This is a genomic window from Variovorax sp. P4_B11, from assembly GCF_056402355.1.
Map to the genome: position 1 here is coordinate 379555 of NZ_JBFUHO010000001.1, position 18119 is coordinate 397673.

Genomic DNA, 18119 nt, shown 5'->3' on the forward strand with positions numbered 1-18119 from the left:
CCATGCCCCATCGCCTCGATCGCCAGGACCGCCGCCGCTTCATGTCGCAATCCGCCGCCGTGGCTTCCGCCATTGCCTTCCCGCTGGTGGCCGGTGCCCAGCCCAAGCCGATCAAGGTCGGCGTGCTGCATCCGGTGACCGGCGCACTCGCCTACTCGGGCCAGCAGTGCCGGCTCGGAGCGCTGATGGCGATCGAGGACATCAACAAGGCCGGCGGCATCCAGTCGCTGGGCGGCGCAAAGATCGAAGCGCTGCTCGGCGATGCGCAGTCGCAGCCGCAGGCCGGCGCCGCCGAAGTCGAGAAGATGAACGAGGCCGGCGTCTCGGCCATCGTCGGTGCCTACGCCTCGGCGATCTGCCTGGCCACCACGCAGGCCGCGGCCAAGTACAACCTGCCGCACGTGGTCGATGTCGGCGTGGCCGACCAGATCGTCGAGCGCGGCCTCAAGAACACCTTCCGCTTCGGTCCCGGCTACAAGAAGTCGACCGAGGTCGCGATGGCCAACCTGCTGGTGCTCAACAAGGCGGCGGGCAACCCGGCCAAGACCGTGATGATCATCCACGAGGATTCGCTGTTCGGCTCCGGCACCGCGGCGCTGCTGTCGCGCGAGCTGCCGGGCTACGGCTTCGAGGTCAAGGAGGTGGTGAAGCACGCCAATCCGACGCGCGACTTCAACAACATCGTGCTGCGCATGAAGTCGATCAACCCCGACATCGTGATCCCGGCCAACTACTACAACGAGTACGCGCTGCTGGTGCGCACCATGCAGCAGCAGAAGGTCAAGCCGAAGGCGATCTTCTCGGTGCTGGGCGGCGCGGCGTCGAGCTACAAGTTCGTCAAGGAGTTTCCGGAAGCGGCCAACGGCATCATCGACTGCAACCACTGGTTCAACCCCAAGGACAAGCGCTCTCAGGAGCTGCGCCGCCGGGTCGAGGCGCAGGGCCAGTTCTTCAGCTACGAGGTCTTCATGACCTACACCGCGATGTGGCTGCTGGCCGATGCGCTGGAGCGCGCCAGGTCGAGCGAGCGCGCCGCCATCATCGATGCGCTGGAGAAGAGCACTTACTCGAATCACATCATGCCGTACGGCCCGACGAAGTTCGTCAACGGCCAGAACGAAGGCGCCCAGCCACTGATGACGCAGGTCGTGAAGAACGACATCAAGGTGATCGTCCCGCGCGAGTTCCGCGAGGTCGACCCGCTGTTTCCTTTGAACGTCTGATCCGCCAGGCAAGTCGTCCGGCCGCGCCACGCGGTGCGGGCGGGTTCCCTTTCGACACTGCACATGTTCGACTTCAGCATCCTCTTCTCATCGGTCCTGAACGGCCTGACGACCGGCGCGGTCTATGCCCTGATCGCACTCGGCCTGACGCTGATCTACGGCGTGCTGCACATCATCAACTTCGCGCACGGCGCCTCGTTGATGCTGGCCTTGTATGCGGTGTACTTCCTCAAGGAGCGCTGGGGCATCGATCCCTACCTGGCGCTGCCGATCGTGATCCCCGGCATGTTCGCGCTCGGCTACGGGCTGCAGCGCATCGTGGTCAACCGCGCAGGCCACGGCAAGGACGAAAACATCCTGCTGGTCACGCTCGGCATCGCGATCGTGATGGAGAACCTGGCGCTGCTGTTCTTCAAGTCGGACACGCGCAACATCGACACCGCCTATTCGCTCAGCACGGTCGCGATCGGTCCCGCCATGATCGCAGTGCCCAAGCTGGTGGCCTTCGCCGGGGCGCTGGTGGTGTCGGCGCTGCTGTTCTGGGTCATGGGCCGCACCGACCTGGGCCGCGCGATCCGCGCCGTGGCAAAAGAGAAGGAGGGCGCCAAGCTCATGGGCATCGATGTCGACCACGTCTACGCGATGAGCTTCGGTATCGGCCTGGCCTGCCTCGGCGCGGCCGCCTGCTTCCTGCTGCCGGCCTACTACGTGAACCCGCAGGTGGGCGGCGGATTCGTGCTGGTGGCCTTCACGATCGTGGTGCTGGGCGGCATGGGCAGCTTCGTCGGCGCGCTGATCGGCGGCTTCCTGGTCGGCGTCGTCGAGTCGCTCGGCGGCCTGTACCTCGGCGAGTCGCTGGGGCAGATCGGCATCTTCGCGATCTTCATCGGGGTCGTCTTGTTTCGGCCGCAGGGCATGTTCGGAGCGAAGGAATGAGTGGTCCACGTCAACTGGTCGGTATTGCGCTCTTCACGGTGCTGGTGGCTTGCGTGCCGCTGGTCAGCCACTCGGGCGCGACCCTCAACTTCGTGATGATGGCGCTCTACGCCACGCTCATCGCGCAGGCCTGGAACATCCTGGGCGGCTTCGGCGGCCAGTTCTCCTTCGGCCATGCCCTGTTCTTCGGCTCCGGCGCCTACATCCAGGCCATCGCGCAGCTGCAGGGCGGCATCAATGCCTGGGTCGCGCTCGGGCTGGCGGTCGCCGGTGCCGCCTGCGTCGGCCTGTTCATCGGCGCGCTGACCTTCCGCTACGGGCTCAAGGGCTCCTACTTCGCGCTGGTGACGCTGGCTTTCGCCGAGGTCTTTCGCATCGTCGCGCTGTCGGTGCCCTTCACCGGCGGCGGCGTTGGCCTGATGCTGCCCCTGCGCGAGGCGCCATCGAATCTGCAGTTCGGCTCGCGCGCCGGCTACCTGTGGGTGGTGCTGGCCTTCGTCACGGCCGCGCTGCTGGTCAGCTGGTGGCTGCGCAACGGACGCTTCGGCGCCTGGCTGCAGGCGGTGCGCGACAACGAGGACGCGGCGCGCGCGGTGGGCGTGAACCCGTTCCGCGTCAAGCTCGGCGCCATCGGCATCTCGGCCGCCTTCATGGGCGCGGCCGGCGCCTTCTACGTGCAGGTGTTCCAGTACCTCGATCCGGGCATCGCCTATGGCCCGGCCACCTCGGTCGAGGCGCTGGTCGCGGCCATCGTCGGCGGTGTCGGCACCCTGTGGGGGCCGGTGCTGGGCGCGGTGGTGCTGCATCTGCTCGCCGACCTGACGCGCAACTTGTTCGGCGAGCTGCCCGGCATCAACATGGTGATCTACGGCACGGTGCTGGTGCTGATCGTGATCTTCCTGCCGCGCGGCATCGCCGGCATGGGGCTGTCGGTGCGGCAGCTCTGGGCGCAGGCGTTGGGAGGTCCCCGTGGCTGAGCCGCTGCTCGTCCTCGATGGCATCTCGCGCTCCTTCGGCGGCCTGAAGGCGGTGCAGGGCGTGAGCCTCTCGGTGGCCGAAGGCAGCCTCACGGCGCTGATCGGCCCGAACGGCGCCGGCAAGACCACGCTGTTCGCGCTGATGTCGGGCTTTCTCAAGCCCGATACCGGCAGGGTTCGTTTCGCCGGCCAGGACATCACGGGCCGCGAGCCGCATCGCAACGCCTCGCTCGGCATGACGCGCACCTTCCAGATCGTCAAGCCCTTCGCGGCCCAGACCGTGCGCGAGAACATCGCGGTCGGCGCGCATCTGCACGAGCGCGGCCGGGGCGCGGCGCTGCGGCAGGCCGACGAGGTGGCGCAGCGCGTCGGCCTCGCGGCGCAGCTCGACAAGCCGGCCTCCGACCTCACGGTCGCCGGCCGCAAGCGGCTCGAGCTGGCCCGCGCGCTCGCCACGCAGCCGCGCCTGCTGCTGCTCGACGAAGTGCTCGCCGGCCTGAACCCGCAGGAAATCGCCGAGATGATGCCGGTGGTGCGCGGCATCGCCGACGGCGGCGTCACGGTGCTGATGATCGAGCACGTGATGCAGGCCGTGATGAACCTGGCCGAGCATGTCTGGGTGCTGGCGCAGGGCCGGCTGATCGCCGAGGGCAGCCCGGCCCAGGTGACGTCGAACGACAAGGTGGTCGAGGCCTATCTGGGCCACGGCACCGCGGCGCGGCTGCGCAAGGCGGCCGCTGCGAAGGGGGCGGACGCATGACCGCAGTGCGAAGCACGGAGGTATTCGAATGACTGCGTTGCTGGAAATCCAGGGCCTGCGCGGCGGCTACGGCCGCGTCGAGGTGCTGCGCGGCGTCGACCTGCAGGTGAATGCCGGCGAGATGGTCGCGCTGCTGGGCAGCAATGGCGCCGGCAAGTCGACCTTGAACAAGATGGTCTGCGGCCTCTGCCCGGCCTGGAGCGGCAGCGTGCGCTTCGACGGCAAGGACCTGAGCGGCGCGCACTACCGGGAGGTCGTCAAGGCCGGCCTGATCCAGGTGCCCGAAGGCCGCAAGGTGTTCCCGAACCTCAGCGTGCTCGAGAACCTCGAACTCGGCTCCTTCACGCGGGCCCGCGAGCGCCGGGCGACGAATCTGGAGAAGGTGTTCGACATCTTTCCGCGCCTGCGCGAGCGCATCCGCCAGAACGCCGGCACCATGAGCGGCGGCGAGCAGCAGATGCTGGCCATCGGCCGCGGCCTGATGGCCGAGCCCGTGCTGCTGATCCTCGACGAGCCTTCGCTGGGCCTGTCGCCGTTGCTGGTCGAGGAGATGTTCACGCTGATCCGGCAACTGCGCGATGGCGGCCTGGCGGTGTTGCTGGTCGAGCAGAACGTCGGCCAGTCGTTGGAGATCGCGGACCGCGCCTACGTGCTGGAGAACGGCAGCGTGCGCTTCTCGGGCGCGCCGGACGAACTGCTCGCGAGCGATGAACTGCGCCGCGCCTACCTCGGCCTGTGAGCCGCGGGACGCCGGCCGGGAACACCCACAGGAGACACCCATGAAACGCAGAGACATCCTGATCGCGTCGGCCGCGGCACTGGCCGGCGCCGCCCAGGCCCAGGTCGGCAACGCGCCCGTGCGCGTCCTGGTCGGTGCGCCGGCTGGCGGTTCGACCGACACCATCGCGCGCACGCTCGCGGCCGGCATGGGCCCGGTGCTGGGCCGCACGGTGATCGTCGAGAACCGGCCCGGCGCCGGCGGCAACATCGCCGCCGATGCGGTCGCCAAGGCGGCGCCCGACGGCAACACGCTGCTGATGAGCTTCACCAGCCATGCGATCAACGCGACGCTCTACCCCACGCTGCCCTTCGACCCGGTGAAGGACTTCACGGCGCTGACCTGTGTCGCGACCTCGCCGTCGATCCTGGTCGCCCATCCGTCGGTGCCGGCCAGCAACGTGCGCGAGCTGATCGCGCTGGCCAAGGCGCAGCCGGGCCAGCTCAACTTCGCGATCGGCGCGCTGGGCTCCTCGCTGCACATGGCCGGCGAGGCCTTCAAGATGCAGTCGGGCGTCTACATCGTCAACATCCCGTACCGCGGCACCGCGCCGGCGGTGCAGGACGTGCTCGCGGGCCAGGTGCAGCTGATGTTCGCGGCGGTCGGCAACGTGCAGCAGCACATCAAGGCCGGCAAGCTCAAGGCGCTGGGCGTGACCTCGGCCAGGCGCCTGCCCGAGTTCCCGGACCTGCCGGCCATCGCCGAGACCTTGCCCGGCTACGAGTCGAGCGCCTGGTTCGGGCTGTTCGGGCCGGCGCACATGCCGCCCGAGCTCACGCGCCGCATCGCCGACGCGGCACGGCAGGCCATCGGCGAGCCGGCGATGCGCAAGCGCTTCGACAGCGAGGGCGTGATTCCGGTCGGCAATACGCCGGAACAGTTCGGCCCCTTCGTCCAGAGCGAGATCAAGCGCTGGGCCCAGGTGGTCAAGTACTCCGGAGCCAAGCCGGAATGACCGCCTCGACCTCCGCCACCACCCGTGCGCAAACGCTGGCGCAGAAGCTCATCGCGCGCGCCTGCGGCCGCGAGACCGTCGCGGTGGGCGAGATCGTCACCTGCGCGGTCGACATGGCGATGTTCCACGACTCCTCGGGACCGCGCCGGTTGCAGCCGATGCTCGAAGAACTCGGGGCGCAGATCTGGGACCGCTCGCGCATCGTGCTGGTGATGGACCACTACGTGCCCGAGCGCGACGAGGACTCGCGCCGCATCGTGCGCATCGCGCGCGACTGGGCACGCGACCAGCAACTGCCGCATGTCTACGACAGCCAGGGCATCTGCCACGTAGTGGTGCCGCAACATGGCCACATCCGCCCCGGCATGCTGTGCGTCGGCGGCGACTCGCATTCGCCCACCGGCGGCGCCTTCGGCGCCTACATGTTCGGCGTCGGCAGCACCGAGATGCTTGGGGTGGTGGTCACCGGCGAGATCTGGCTGCGCGTGCCCGAGACGATCCGGATGTGGTGGGACGGCGCGCTGCCCGCCGGCGTGACTGCCAAGGACATGATGCTGCACATGCTGGCGCGCTTCGGCATGAACGGCGGGCGTTACCAGGCGGTCGAGTTCTGCGGACCGGCGGTCACGGCGCTGTCGATGCAGGAGCGCATGACGCTGTCGAACATGAGCGCCGAGCTGGGCGCGCAGGTCGGATTGATCGCGCCGGACGCGACCACCTCCGCGTTCCTCGCCGAGGCCGGTGCGCCACCGGTGGATACCGCGCCCTGGTTCACCGATGCCGACGCGGTGTTCACGCGCCACCGCTTCGACGCCGCCACGCTGGAACCCTACGTCGCGGCGCCGCACAGCCCGGCCAATGCCCATGGCGTGAGCCGCTATGCGGGCACGCCCATCGACGTCGCCTACATCGGCGCCTGCACCGGCGCCAAGCTCGACGACCTGCGCGCCGCGGCGCAAGTGCTGCGCGGCCACAAAGTCGCCGGCGGCGTGCGGCTCATGGTCGCGCCGGCCAGCCTGCGCGACCAGGAACAGGCGCGCGATGAGGGCGTCCTGCAAGTGCTGCTCGATGCCGGTGCCGAACTCTTCCCGACCGCCTGCGGCGCCTGCTCCGGCTACGGAGATCCGATGGGAGACGATGTGACGGTCATCTCCACCACCGCGCGCAATTTCAAGGGCCGCATGGGCTCGCCGAGCGCGCAGGTGTACCTGGGCTCGCCCTACACCGTCGCGGCGTCGGCGCTGCGCGGCCGCGTGACCGATCCGCGCGAGGTGCTGGCATGAAAAGCTCACTCCCGATGCGCCTTCGGCGCTACCCCCTCGAGGGGGCGATACCAGCGGCCTGGCAAAGCCAGATCCGCGGTATCCCTGGGCTTGGCCGCGCCGGTTTCACGCGACGTGGAGGGAGCCGACATGCGTGAAGAAAAGGTACGCCATCGCGTCTGGCGCCTCGGCCCCGACGTCGACACCGACGCACTGGCGCCGGGCCATGCGATGAAACACGGCATCGACATCATCGCCCGGCATTGCCTCGAAGCCGTGCGCCCCGAGTTCGCGCGCGAGGTGCGCGCCGGCGACGTGATCGTCGCCGGGCCCAACTTCGGCATCGGCTCCTCGCGCGAGCAGGCCGCCGCCGTGCTGGTGCACCTGGGCGTGGCCGCGGTGATCGCGCCCTCCTACAGCGGGCTTTATTTCCGCAATGCATTCAACGTGGGCCTGCTGCTGCTCACGTGCGCCGAGGCCGAGTCGCTGTCCGACGGCGCGCCGGTATCGCTGGACGTGGAACGCCCCGCGATCCTGGGCGCCGACGGCCGCGCGCTGGCGTGCGAGCCCGTGCCTTCGTTCCTGATGGACATGGTGCGCGCGGGCGGATTGCTGAAGCAACTGCGCCTGCGCCAAGCCGCAAAGAACGCCCATGCCGACTGACCACCGCGCCGCCGCCGAAGACGCACGTCGCTGGGACGCGCATCTGGCGGTGCTTCACGCCACCGTGGCCCTGCACGCCAGCGGCACATCGTCGCCCGCGGCCTCGCAGCAGGCGCGACGCCTGCTGCTCGACACCATCGGCTGCGCGATCGCCGGCCGCCACGCCGACGAGGTGCGGCGCCTCGAATCCATGCTCGCGGAGATCGAGCCCGGCGCCTTCCGCTTCCCCAGCGGCCCGGCGATCGGCCTGCACGGCGCTGCGCAGGTGCTGGCCATGGCCGCGACCTGGGACGAGGCCTGCGAGGGCCACGCGCTCGCGCACGGCCGGCCTGGTGTGGCGCTGATCGCGGCGCTGCTGCCGCTGGCCGTGCAACGCGGCGCGACGCTGGGCGGCTTGGTCGACGCCTTCGTGCTCGGCTACGAAGTGGGGGCCCGCGCGGGCGCGTGGCTGCGCATCGGTCCCGGCATGCACGTCGACGCCAACTGGCCCGCGCTCGGCGTTGCCGCCGGTGTCGCCCGCCTGCTCGGCCTGCCGCCGGCGGGCATCGTGCAGGCGATCGACATCGCGGCCTGCCAGCTCGCGACCAGCCTCTACCTGCCGGTCGCATCCGGCCGCACGGCGCGCAACACCTACCTCGCGCACAGCGCGATGCTCGGGCTTCAATCCGCCTTCGCGAGCGCGGCCGGCATCGATGCGCCTGCCGATGCGCTCGCGCACTACGCGAGCGCGCATGCGGCCGCCGCGCCGCAAGCGCTACCCGCCGCGGACACCACGCTGCTGCTCGACGCCTACCTGAAGCCCTTTGCGGCCGTGCGCCATGTGCACTACGGCGCCGTGGCGGCGCGGGGCATCCGCGCGCTGCTGACCACAGGCACGCAGTCGGTCCGCGCCATCGTTCTCACGGTCTACGAAGAGGCCACGGTCTACTGTGGCAATCGCGCGCCGCGCACGCCGATCCAGGCGCAGTTCAGCCTGTCCTTCGGCGTCGCGGCGATGCTGCGCTTCGGCGACATCGACCCCTCGGTCTATGAGCCTGCGCGCTTCGACGACCCGGAGCTGCGCCGCCTCGAAGCGCTCGTCGAACTGCGCGTCGACACCGACCTGACCGAGCGCCGCCAGCGCGGCGCGACGCTCGAAGTCACGCAGGAAGCCGACGCCGCCACCACCCGCCTGCGCCAGGCGGTCGACACCATCCCCGGCGACGCGTCCCAGCCGCTCGACCGCGCTGCGCTGTGCGCCAAGTTCGGGCACTACGCCGCGCGCAGCATCGCGGCCGATCGTGCGGCTTCGTTCTGCGACACCGTGCTCGACGTCCCCGACATCGCCCTGCGCCTCCTGTGGCAGCAGCTGACCGAATCCTCATCCACCGAACGCCCATGAAACTCCTGCGCCAACTCGCGACCGCCGTCCTCGTCTGCGTGCCGCTCCTCGCCGCCGCACAGGCCGACGACTTCCCCGGCAAGCCGATCCGCATCGTCGTGCCGTTCCCGCCCGGTGGCGCCACCGATGCCGCCGCGCGCCTGGTGGCCACCAAGATGAGCGAGAAATGGGGCCAGCCGGTCGTGGTCGACAACCGCGCGGGCGCGGGCGGCAACGTCGGCTCCGACCTGGTCGCCAAATCCGCGCCCGACGGCTACACGCTCGTGATGGGCGTCACCGGCTCGCACGCGATCAACACCTCGCTCTACAGCAAGATGCCCTACGACCCGGTCGCGGACTTCGTGCCGATCAGCCAGGTCGCCGTGGTGCCCAACGTGCTCGTGGTCCATCCGTCCGTGCCCGCCAGGAACCTGGCCGAACTGGTGGCGCTCGCCAAGCGCGAACCCGGCAAGCTCAACTACGCGTCGCTCGGCAACGGCACCGCCGCGCACCTGGGCATGGAGATGCTCAAGTCGGCCGCCGGCATCGACATCGCGCACGTGCCCTACAAAGGCAGCGCACCCGCCGTTTCCGACCTGCTGGGCGGGCAGGTGCAGATGATGGTCGACGGCCTGCCGTCCGCGCTGCCGCACGTGAAGGCCGGCCAGTTGCGGGCCATCGCGCTGACCAGCCTGCACCGCGCACCCGCGCTGCCCGACCTGCCGACCATTGCCGAAACCTACCCGGGCTTCTACGCCGACGCCTGGTCCGGCCTGTTCGCGCCGAAGGGCACGCCGCAGCCGATCGTCGACAAGCTCTCCAACGAAGTGCAGCGCATCCTGCGGCTGCCCGACGTGCGAGACAAGCTCGCCGCGCTCGGCGCCGAGCCGGTCGGCTCGACGCAGGCCGAATTCGCCGCGCACCTGAAGCGCGAGATCGACAAATGGGCCAAGGTGGTGAAGAGCAGCGGGGCGAGGGTGGATTGACCATGAACGAATCACACACGATGGACCCGGTCACATTGGCCGTGCTGCGCGGCCGCCTCGAGCAGGTGGCCGACGAGATGGACGCGACGCTTTACCGCAGCGCCTTCAACCCGATCATTGCCGAGGCCCATGACGCCTGCCACGGCCTCTACGACGCGACGAGCGGCGACACGCTGGTGCAGGGCAAGTCGGGCCTGCCGGTGTTCGTCGGCGCGATGGCCTTCGCGGTGCGCGCCACCGCGGCCGCCGCCGCGCCGCGCGGCGGCATGAAGGATGGCGACATCTGGATCAGCAACGACCCGTACGACGGCGGCACCCATGCCAACGACTTCAAGCTGGTGCGGCCCTTCTTCCGCGACGGCAAGCTCTACTGCTACATGGCTTCGGCCGCGCACTGGCACGACGTCGGCGGCGCGGTGCCCGGCAACTACAACCCGGCCGCCACCGAGTGCTGGCAGGAGGCGGTGCAGATCCCGCCGGTGCGCATCGTGCGCGACGGCGTGCTCGACCCCGACGTGCTGGCGATCCTGCGCGCCAACACGCGGCTGCCCGAAAGCCTGTGGGGCGACCTCAACGGCCAGCTTGCGGCGCTCGAACTCGGCGCCAAGCGGCTGCACGGCCTGCTCGACGAATACGGCGACGCGCGGGTGCTGCAGGCGATGGGCGAGCTGCGCAGCCGCGCGCTGCGCCTGATGCGCTCGCACATCGCCTCGCTGCCCGATGGCCGCTACAGCTTCGAGGACGTGCTCGACAACGACGGCATCGTCAACGCGCCGCTGACCATCGCGCTCGACATGACGGTGGCGGGCGACCGCCTGCTGCTCGATTTCTCGCGCACCTCGCCGCAATGCGCGGGCCCGGTGAACATCTCGCGCGCCACCGCGATCGCGGCCTGCTACGTGGCGCTCAAGCATGTCTTCCCCGACGTGCCGGCGAATGCCGGCGTGCTCGACGCGGTCGACTTCCTGATCCCCGACAAGCTGGTGATCAGCGCCGAGCGCCCGAGGCCCGTCGGCGGCTACACCGAGACCATCCTGCGCATGATCGACGTGATCTTCAGCGCCACCGCGCGGGCCGACCCGATGCGTGCCGTGGCGCAGGCCTACGGCACCATCAATGCGCTGTCGATCGCGGGCCACCGCAGCGACGGACCCCGCAAGGGCCAGCGCTGGGTGATGTTCAGCTTCTTCGGCGGCGGCCACGGCGGCCATTCGGGCGGCGACGGGCTCTCGCATGCCAACGCGCCGATCTCGACCGCGACCATCCCGCCGCTCGAGATCCTCGAGGCCGCCTATCCGGTGCGCTTCACCGAATGGTCGTTGCGCCCGAACTCGGGCGGCGACGGCCAGTTCCGCGGCGGCCTCGGCGCCATCTACGAGATTGAGTTGCTCGAAAAGGATGCCGAGGTCTACGTCTTCGGCGAGCGCGGCAGCTCGCCGCCCAAGGGCATCGCGGGCGGCGGCCCGGGTGCGGTCAACGTCTTCAGCTACGAGAACGACGGTGCCTGGCACCGTCCGCCGATGGTGTCGAAGATGCACGGCATCCGGCTCGCACGCGGCGAACGCGTGCGACTCGAGACGCCGGGCGGCGGCGGCTGGGGCGCGCCTGACAAGCGCAGCAGCGAGAAGCGTGCGCAGGATCGGGCCATGGGCTATGTGGACAACGGCGAAGCAACCGACAAGAAGGCCGCGCAATGACAGCAGAGAACACAAGCAAGGCGGCGGGCCGCCTGGTCGTCGGCGTGGACGTCGGCGGCACCTTCACCGACCTCTTCGTGCTCGACGAGAGCGAGGGAACGGCGCGCATCGTCAAGGTGCCTTCAACGCGCGGCGAAGAAGCGCGCGGCTTCATGAACGGCGTGGCGCGCGTGGCCGATTCGGCAGCGGCCATCGCCACCATCGTGCACGGCACCACGGTCGGCACCAACGCGCTGCTCGAGCGCAAGGTGGCGCGCACCGGCATCATCACGACGCGCGGCTTTCGCGACGTGCTCGAGATGCGCCGGCGCGACCGGCCCGAGACCTGGGGCCTGCGCGGCAGCTTCGTGCCGGTGGTGCCGCGCGACCTGCGGCGCGAGGTCGACGAACGCGTGCTGGCCGACGGCACCTTGCACACGCCGGTCGATCTCGACCAGGTGCGGGCCCAGGCCCGGGCGCTGTTCGAGGCCGGCTGCGAGGCGGTCTGCGTGTTCTTCATCAACACCTATGCCAACCCCGAGAACGAGCGGCTGGCGGTCGCCGCGGTGCGCGCGCTGTGGCCGAACGCCTATGTCACCTCGGCCTGCGAGGTGTTGCCCGAGATCCGCGAATTCGAGCGCTGCTCGACCGCCACCCTCAATGCGGCGCTCCAGCCGGTGGTCGGCAGCTACCTCGAACGGCTGGAGTCGGACCTGCGCGGCCAGGGTTTCGACGGCGAGCTGCTGGTGGTTCAGAGCAACGGCGGCGTGATGTCGCGCCAGACCGCGAGCGACCTGCCGGTGCGCACCGCGCTGTCGGGCCCGGCGGCCGGCGTGATCGCCTGCGCGGCCATCGCGCGGGCGGCGGGCTTTCCGAACGCGATCACCGGCGACATGGGCGGCACCTCCTTCGACGTCTCGCTGGTCGCCAACGGCGAGGCGGCGCTGGCGGCGCAGACCGCGATCGAGTTCGGCATGGTGATCCGCTCACCGATGATCCAGATCGAGACCATCGGCGCCGGCGGCGGCTCGATCGCCTCGGTCGACGCCAGCGGCATGCTGCAGGTCGGCCCCGAGTCGGCCGGCAGCATCCCCGGCCCGGCCTGCTACGGCCGCGGCAACATGCGCCCGACCGTGACCGACGCCAACGTGCTGCTCGGCCGCATCGCCGCCGACCGGCCGCTCGGCGGCGGCCTGCTGGCGGCGCTCGATGCCGAGAAGTCCTTCCAGGCCATCGAAGCGCATGTCGCAAAGCCGCTGGGCCTGGACGTGTACCAGGCGGCGGAGGCGATCCTCACGGTGGCCAACGCGCGCATGGCCGGCGCGATCCGGCTGGTGTCGATCGAGCGCGGCCACGACCCGCGGCGCTTCGCCTACATGCCCTTCGGCGGCGGCGGTGCGCTGCATGTGTGCGCGATGATGCGCGAGGTCGGCGTCGCCATCGGCATCGTGCCGCGCTACCCCGGCGTCACCTCGGCGCTCGGCTGCGTGATCGCCGACATGCGGCACGACGCGGTGCAGACCCTCAACCGCCCGCTCGACGAACTCGATGTCGCGCAACTGGGCCGGCGCATCGCCGAACTCGCCGAGGCCTGCCAGCAGCGGCTCGATTCGTCGGGCGTGCGCTTCGACGAGGTGCGCGAGGTGATCGCACTCGACATGCTCTATGCGGGCCAGACCCACACGCTGCCGGTGGTGCTGCCGGCAGCCGCGGCGCAGGCCCTGACGCGTGAAGCCATCCGCACCGCCTTCGAAGCCAGCTACAGCGCCGCCTTCGGCCGCGTGCTCGACGGCATCGGCATCCGCGTGATGAACCTGCGCTATGCCCGCATCGGCGTACGGCCCAAGTTCGATCTCGCGGTGCTGGCGCCGGAAGGCGAGGGCAGCATCGCGCCGCTGGGCACCCAGCGCGTGTTCCATGACGGGCAATGGCGCGAGGCGCTGCGCTATGCGCGGCTCGCGCTGCCGGTCGGCTCGCGCGTCGACGGGCCGGCGATCCTCGAACAGGCCGACACCACCGTGTGGCTCGAGCCCGGCTTCCATGCCGAGGTCGATGCGCATGGCAACCTGCTGGTGAGGCTGTCATGAGCGGCGCCGTGCCGGTCCGCGGGTCGCGCACCGCGCTGGTCGTGATCGACCTGCAGAACGATTTCCTCGACGCCAAGGGTGCCTACGCCCGAGGCGGCGACAGCAACCCGCCCGCGCTGCTCTTGCCCGACCGGGTGGCGGCTGTCGCGCGCGCCCTCAAGGCCGCAGGCGGGCTGGTCGCCGCGAGCCAGTTCACGCTGTGGCCCGACGCGGCCGGCGAGCCGATGGTGTCGCCGCACCTCAAGGCGCTGCGCCCGTACCTTCGCAGGGGCGATTTCGCGCCCGGCAGCTGGGGCCAGGCGAACGTCGAGGCGCTGGCCGGCCTGGTCGATGTCGCGGTCTGCAAGGTTGCCTACTCGGCTTTCTTCAACACCCAGCTCGACTGGGTGCTGCGCCGCGCCGGCATCGACACCGTGGCGGTGTGCGGCATCGTCACCAATGGCGGCGTGGCGAGCACGGTGCGCGACGCCCACATGCGCGACTACCGCACGCTGGTGCTGGCCGACGGCTGCGCGGCCTTCGGCGAGGAGCGGCACGAGACCGCGCTGGCCGACATGCGCAACGTGGCCGAGGTGGTGGACTGCGCGGCCTTCGTGCAGTTGCTGGCATGACGATTCAATCGGAGGGTCCGGTGCGCCGCATTCGACGTGCTTCGCACGTCGAGGCCGAGATGCACGTGCCGGTGGCGATCGTCGGCGCCGGCGCCTGCGGGCTCACGGCGGCGCTGATGCTGCACGATGCGGGCATCGAATGCGTGCTGCTCGAGCGCGATGCGGTGCCGAGCGGCTCGACCGCGTTGTCGTCGGGCTTCATCCCCGCGCCCGGCACGCGCGCGCAGCTCAAGCAGGGAATCCAGGGTGACAGTCCCGCGCGCTTCGCGGTCGACATCCAGGCCAAGGCCCATGGCGGCGCGGCACCGGCATTGGTGCTGGCGTATGCCGAGGCCATCGGACCGGCACTCGATGCCCTGCAGGCCAGGCACGGCCTCGACTGGATCGTGCTCGACGGCTTCCTCTATCCCGGCCACAGCGTCCACCGGATGCATGCCCTGCCGCAGAAGACCGGTGCGGCACTGATGGCGCGGCTGCAAGCGGCAGTGGAAACGGCGGGCATCCCGGTGCTGACGCGGGCGCTGGTCGACACGCTGTGGTGCGACGATGCCGACCGCGTAATCGGCATCGGCTACCGCCGTCCCGATGGCCACGAGGAAACGCTGGCCTGCGACGCACTGCTGCTGGCCTGCAACGGCTTCGGCGGCAATGCCGCGATGGTCCGCGCGCTGCTGCCCGACATGGCCGAAGCGGCCTTCGGCGGCCATGTGGGCAACGACGGCAGCGCCATTCTCTGGGGCCAGGCGATCGGCGCCCGATTGCGCGACCTCGGCGGCTATCAGGGGCATGGCTCCTGGGTCACGCCGCAGGGCGCACTGATGTCCTGGGCCGTGATGACGGAAGGCGGCGTGCAGATCAACCGCGAGGGCCGGCGCTTCCACGACGAGACGCAGGGCTACTCCGAAGCTGCGGTGCATGTGCTGGCGCAGCCAGGCGCTGTCGCCTGGAACGTGTTCGATGCGCCGCTGCTCGAACTGGCGCGCGGCTTCCCAGATTTCCGCGAGGCCGAGGCGGCCGGCGCGCTCAGGCGCTGCGACGGCATGGCCGAACTGGCGGCCTGCATCGGCTGTGAGGCGGTAGCGCTGCAATCGACGCTGGACGGGCTGCAGGCCGGTACGCCGCAGCCCGATGGCCGCGTCTGCCAGCGCGCACTGGCCGCGCCGTACTTCGCGGTCAAGGTCACGGGCGCACTGTTCCACACGCAAGGCGGACTCGACATCGCGCCGGATGCGCGCGTGCTGCGGCAGGACGGTACGCCGCTGCCGAACCTGCTGGCGGCCGGCGGCGCCGCGGGCGGCGTCTCGGGCGACGAGGTCTGGGGTTATCTCTCGGGCAACGGCCTGCTGAGCGCAGTCGCCGGCGGCTCTATCGCGGCGCGCACCGCCGCCGCACTGGTCAAGGAAAGGAAGGCATCCCATGGCCGATGAATCATTCAAGTCGCGCCTCGCGCGCAATGACATCGTGCTGGCGCCGGGTGTCTACGACGCACTCAGCGCCCTGGTGGCGGAGCAGGCCGGCTTCGAGGCGCTGTACCTCTCTGGCGCCTCGATCGCCTACACGCGGCTCGGGCGCTCCGATGTCGGGCTCACCACCTTCACCGAGGTGGAGGACACGCTGGCGCGCATCACCGAGCGCGTCGGCCTGCCGGTGATCGTCGATGCCGACACCGGCTTCGGCAATGCACTGAACACGCAACGCACCGTGCGTGGCTTCGAGCGCGCGGGCGCCGCGATGATCCAGATCGAGGACCAGGGCTTCCCGAAACGCTGCGGCCATCTCGACGGCAAGACCGTGGTGCCCGAGCGCGAAATGGTCGGCAAGCTGAAGGCGGCGCTCGACGCGCGGGCTTCCGACGCCACGCTGATCCTGGCACGCACCGACGCGCTCGCGGTCGAGGGGCTCGATGCCGCGCTCGACCGCGCCGAGGCCTACCTGGAGACCGGCGTCGACGCCCTGTTCATCGAGGCGCTGCGCTCGCCCGAGCAGATGGATCGGGCCTGCAAGCGATTCGCGCACCGCGTGCCGCTGCTGGCGAACATGGTCGAGGGCGGCAAGACACCGGTGCAGGACGCGGATGCGCTGCAGGCGCACGGCTTCCGCATCGCGATCTTTCCGGGCGGCACGGCCCGCGCGGTGGTGCATACGCTGCAGGGCTACTACGCGAGCCTGCACGCGCACCGCACGACGCAGCCCTGGCGCGACCGGATGCTCGACTTCGACGGCCTCAATGCGGTGATCGGCACGCCGGAGTTGATGGCGGCGGGGCGGCGCTACGAGCAAGCCTGAGAGACCCAGCGACTCCTGCAGCGTGCGGGGATCGTGATGCTGATGAAAGCAGGAGAGAACGTTGACCGAGTCGGCGTCTTTCACGAAAAACGGCAAGTAGGGAAATCGATCGAGGCTCGCTCGACGAGCGTCCATTCCACGCACGGGTAGAGGAGGGATCGAGCCGGAATAGACACGGGTGTGTGTCGGCTGATTAAGGCCTGCGACTCAATGCGCCCAACATGAAGGTGCTCGCATGAACTTCTGCGAAAACTCTTCCAAAAGAAAGGAAATCTCGTCGGGCCATAGCGGACATAGGCCACGCTTTCGAACTGCATCGGGCTCGACAATCGCGCTCGTTCAAGGGAGAAAGAAGATGGCTAGATCCAACGGCCAGGAACCCATTGAGTTCCTGAAATCGAAAAATAATCTCTTTCGCGACTGGCTTGAGTGCCGAGGCTATGTGTGCGAAGTCGATGACCTGCGTGTTTCACTGAACAAGGCGCCTCCGCCGCTGGCGCATCCATCGCCCCGGTTGCCTGCGCGAGCGCCGAACAAGCAGGTCAGACCCGACCTGCGGACGGAGATATTGGGTACCTTCTCGAAGGTGGCGGAAACAAAGAGGGCCTTCTTCGATTGGCTGGAGAACCCACCACCGCCGCAGCCGCCGGCACCGCCGGTTTCACCAGCCAGCCGCGTTCCGCCCTTCGATATCCAGGATGTGCCCAAGGCCATGGACAAGTTGTCGATGCCGATGTCGGCCAAGCTGCAGAGGCGGTGGTTTGCGGGGTACGAAAACTATTCGCGCTCGAAGGACGACTTGTTTGCCGAGATCGACCAGAACGGCGCTCGCTACGCGCGAGCCATGGTGGACGACACGACCATCAAGATGGATTGGGTGCTGCGGTTCCCTCGGTCCAAAGAGGCGTTTGGTGAACTGATCAAAGAAGGAGTCAGGCATCCAGACGCCATCTCCAATTTGAGAGACATTCTGTTGCCGTATCGCAAGCTTCAGGGCGTCATAGCCTGGAATGAGGCGAATTCGGACTTTTTGGAGTTCCACAGGAAATTCCAGTTTCAACGTCAACCAGCGAACTCCACCTTTGGCCAACGGATCAGCAGCTTTCTTGACCGGAATTTCACGGCAGGCGGTGTGCCCGATGATCTGACCGGCGCGCTGGGTTCCTTCAACTTTTACGCGGCGGTGGACTACGCCCGCTTCGACCGTCAACGGAATGAGGCCATCGTGCCTCACTTGTGGGTGTACGTGCGCGATCCGTATGAGTTCTCGGACGACCAATATCTCGGGCATTGGAGCGCCAGCCATGTCGCCGTCGTGCCGGCCCATCACTTGGCGGGTGGCAAGGGGTGGTTTCAATACCCCGTGGTTCATGGCGACGTGTACGGCAAGGGCAGCGTGCTCTACCCCGTGACGAACAAGGACTACCGTGACTGGCGCGCCCATCACAAACAGGGCGGAGACTTCATGATCTATACGGATCGTCACCCCGTGCGGCTCAACCCGCCTCTCAGAGTGCCGCTGTGATGCGCCTATCTATCTCGCCCCGCGCGGCCAGACT

16 protein-coding genes are annotated in these 18119 nt (G+C 69.2%); all 16 read left to right on the forward strand.

Annotated elements, in window-relative coordinates; translation table 11 throughout:
• Positions 1-2: 2 nt before the first annotated feature.
• Complete coding sequence (locus tag AC1DYD_RS01960) at positions 3-1223, forward strand: ABC transporter substrate-binding protein (RefSeq protein ID WP_478171052.1); 1221 nt, start codon at positions 3-5, stop codon at positions 1221-1223.
• Between the two features lie 63 nt (positions 1224-1286).
• Entirely contained in the window at positions 1287-2159 is an 873-nt protein-coding gene (locus tag AC1DYD_RS01965; RefSeq protein ID WP_478171053.1) for a branched-chain amino acid ABC transporter permease, read from the forward strand.
• Positions 2156-3136 (forward strand): branched-chain amino acid ABC transporter permease, encoded by a 981-nt coding sequence (locus AC1DYD_RS01970; RefSeq protein ID WP_478171054.1) that lies wholly within the window; start codon positions 2156-2158, stop codon positions 3134-3136. Before AC1DYD_RS01965 ends, AC1DYD_RS01970 begins: the two co-directional genes overlap by 4 nt.
• Positions 3129-3896: an ABC transporter ATP-binding protein gene (locus AC1DYD_RS01975; protein WP_478171055.1), complete on the forward strand. Its 768-nt coding sequence runs from the start codon at positions 3129-3131 to the stop codon at positions 3894-3896. Before AC1DYD_RS01970 ends, AC1DYD_RS01975 begins: the two co-directional genes overlap by 8 nt.
• A gap of 28 nt (positions 3897-3924) precedes the next feature.
• Positions 3925-4635, forward strand: coding sequence for an ABC transporter ATP-binding protein (locus AC1DYD_RS01980; protein WP_478171056.1), 711 nt, complete (start codon positions 3925-3927; stop codon positions 4633-4635).
• A gap of 40 nt (positions 4636-4675) precedes the next feature.
• Entirely contained in the window at positions 4676-5629 is a 954-nt protein-coding gene (locus tag AC1DYD_RS01985) for a tripartite tricarboxylate transporter substrate binding protein (RefSeq protein ID WP_478171057.1), read from the forward strand.
• Entirely contained in the window at positions 5626-6912 is a 1287-nt protein-coding gene (locus AC1DYD_RS01990) for a 3-isopropylmalate dehydratase large subunit (protein ID WP_478171058.1), read from the forward strand. Before AC1DYD_RS01985 ends, AC1DYD_RS01990 begins: the two co-directional genes overlap by 4 nt.
• A 129-nt stretch (positions 6913-7041) precedes the next feature.
• On the forward strand, positions 7042-7554 hold the full coding sequence (locus tag AC1DYD_RS01995; protein WP_478171059.1) for a LeuD/DmdB family oxidoreductase small subunit: 513 nt from the start codon (positions 7042-7044) through the stop codon (positions 7552-7554).
• Complete coding sequence (locus AC1DYD_RS02000; protein WP_478171060.1) at positions 7544-8935, forward strand: MmgE/PrpD family protein; 1392 nt, start codon at positions 7544-7546, stop codon at positions 8933-8935. The genes AC1DYD_RS01995 and AC1DYD_RS02000 overlap by 11 nt, the downstream gene beginning before the upstream one ends.
• Positions 8932-9900: a Bug family tripartite tricarboxylate transporter substrate binding protein gene (locus tag AC1DYD_RS02005; protein ID WP_478171061.1), complete on the forward strand. Its 969-nt coding sequence runs from the start codon at positions 8932-8934 to the stop codon at positions 9898-9900. The genes AC1DYD_RS02000 and AC1DYD_RS02005 overlap by 4 nt, the downstream gene beginning before the upstream one ends.
• A gap of 2 nt (positions 9901-9902) precedes the next feature.
• Positions 9903-11597: a hydantoinase B/oxoprolinase family protein gene (locus tag AC1DYD_RS02010; RefSeq protein ID WP_478171062.1), complete on the forward strand. Its 1695-nt coding sequence runs from the start codon at positions 9903-9905 to the stop codon at positions 11595-11597.
• On the forward strand, positions 11594-13663 hold the full coding sequence (locus AC1DYD_RS02015; protein ID WP_478171063.1) for a hydantoinase/oxoprolinase family protein: 2070 nt from the start codon (positions 11594-11596) through the stop codon (positions 13661-13663). Before AC1DYD_RS02010 ends, AC1DYD_RS02015 begins: the two co-directional genes overlap by 4 nt.
• Positions 13660-14274, forward strand: a complete 615-nt coding sequence (locus AC1DYD_RS02020) for a cysteine hydrolase family protein (protein ID WP_478171064.1) — start codon at positions 13660-13662, stop codon at positions 14272-14274. The genes AC1DYD_RS02015 and AC1DYD_RS02020 overlap by 4 nt, the downstream gene beginning before the upstream one ends.
• On the forward strand, positions 14271-15701 hold the full coding sequence (locus tag AC1DYD_RS02025; protein WP_478171065.1) for an FAD-dependent oxidoreductase: 1431 nt from the start codon (positions 14271-14273) through the stop codon (positions 15699-15701). Before AC1DYD_RS02020 ends, AC1DYD_RS02025 begins: the two co-directional genes overlap by 4 nt.
• The gene (locus AC1DYD_RS02030; protein WP_478171066.1) at positions 15691-16560 is read left to right on the forward strand and encodes an isocitrate lyase/PEP mutase family protein; all 870 of its coding nucleotides are present in this window, start codon (positions 15691-15693) and stop codon (positions 16558-16560) included. The genes AC1DYD_RS02025 and AC1DYD_RS02030 overlap by 11 nt, the downstream gene beginning before the upstream one ends.
• Positions 16561-16915: 355 nt before the next feature.
• Positions 16916-18085: a DUF6402 family protein gene (locus AC1DYD_RS02035; protein ID WP_478171067.1), complete on the forward strand. Its 1170-nt coding sequence runs from the start codon at positions 16916-16918 to the stop codon at positions 18083-18085.
• The last annotated feature ends 34 nt before the right edge of the window (positions 18086-18119 follow it).

Coding starts and splice junctions, on each gene's coding strand:
- AC1DYD_RS01960 (WP_478171052.1), top strand. CDS start 3: ATGCCCCATCGCCTCGATCGCCAGGACCGCCGCCGCTTCATGTCGCAA.
- AC1DYD_RS01965 (WP_478171053.1), top strand. CDS start 1,287: ATGTTCGACTTCAGCATCCTCTTCTCATCGGTCCTGAACGGCCTGACG.
- AC1DYD_RS01970 (WP_478171054.1), top strand. CDS start 2,156: ATGAGTGGTCCACGTCAACTGGTCGGTATTGCGCTCTTCACGGTGCTG.
- AC1DYD_RS01980 (WP_478171056.1), top strand. CDS start 3,925: ATGACTGCGTTGCTGGAAATCCAGGGCCTGCGCGGCGGCTACGGCCGC.
- AC1DYD_RS01985 (WP_478171057.1), top strand. CDS start 4,676: ATGAAACGCAGAGACATCCTGATCGCGTCGGCCGCGGCACTGGCCGGC.
- AC1DYD_RS01990 (WP_478171058.1), top strand. CDS start 5,626: ATGACCGCCTCGACCTCCGCCACCACCCGTGCGCAAACGCTGGCGCAG.
- AC1DYD_RS01995 (WP_478171059.1), top strand. CDS start 7,042: ATGCGTGAAGAAAAGGTACGCCATCGCGTCTGGCGCCTCGGCCCCGAC.
- AC1DYD_RS02000 (WP_478171060.1), top strand. CDS start 7,544: ATGCCGACTGACCACCGCGCCGCCGCCGAAGACGCACGTCGCTGGGAC.
- AC1DYD_RS02005 (WP_478171061.1), top strand. CDS start 8,932: ATGAAACTCCTGCGCCAACTCGCGACCGCCGTCCTCGTCTGCGTGCCG.
- AC1DYD_RS02010 (WP_478171062.1), top strand. CDS start 9,903: ATGAACGAATCACACACGATGGACCCGGTCACATTGGCCGTGCTGCGC.
- AC1DYD_RS02015 (WP_478171063.1), top strand. CDS start 11,594: ATGACAGCAGAGAACACAAGCAAGGCGGCGGGCCGCCTGGTCGTCGGC.
- AC1DYD_RS02020 (WP_478171064.1), top strand. CDS start 13,660: ATGAGCGGCGCCGTGCCGGTCCGCGGGTCGCGCACCGCGCTGGTCGTG.
- AC1DYD_RS02025 (WP_478171065.1), top strand. CDS start 14,271: ATGACGATTCAATCGGAGGGTCCGGTGCGCCGCATTCGACGTGCTTCG.
- AC1DYD_RS02030 (WP_478171066.1), top strand. CDS start 15,691: ATGGCCGATGAATCATTCAAGTCGCGCCTCGCGCGCAATGACATCGTG.
- AC1DYD_RS02035 (WP_478171067.1), top strand. CDS start 16,916: ATGGCTAGATCCAACGGCCAGGAACCCATTGAGTTCCTGAAATCGAAA.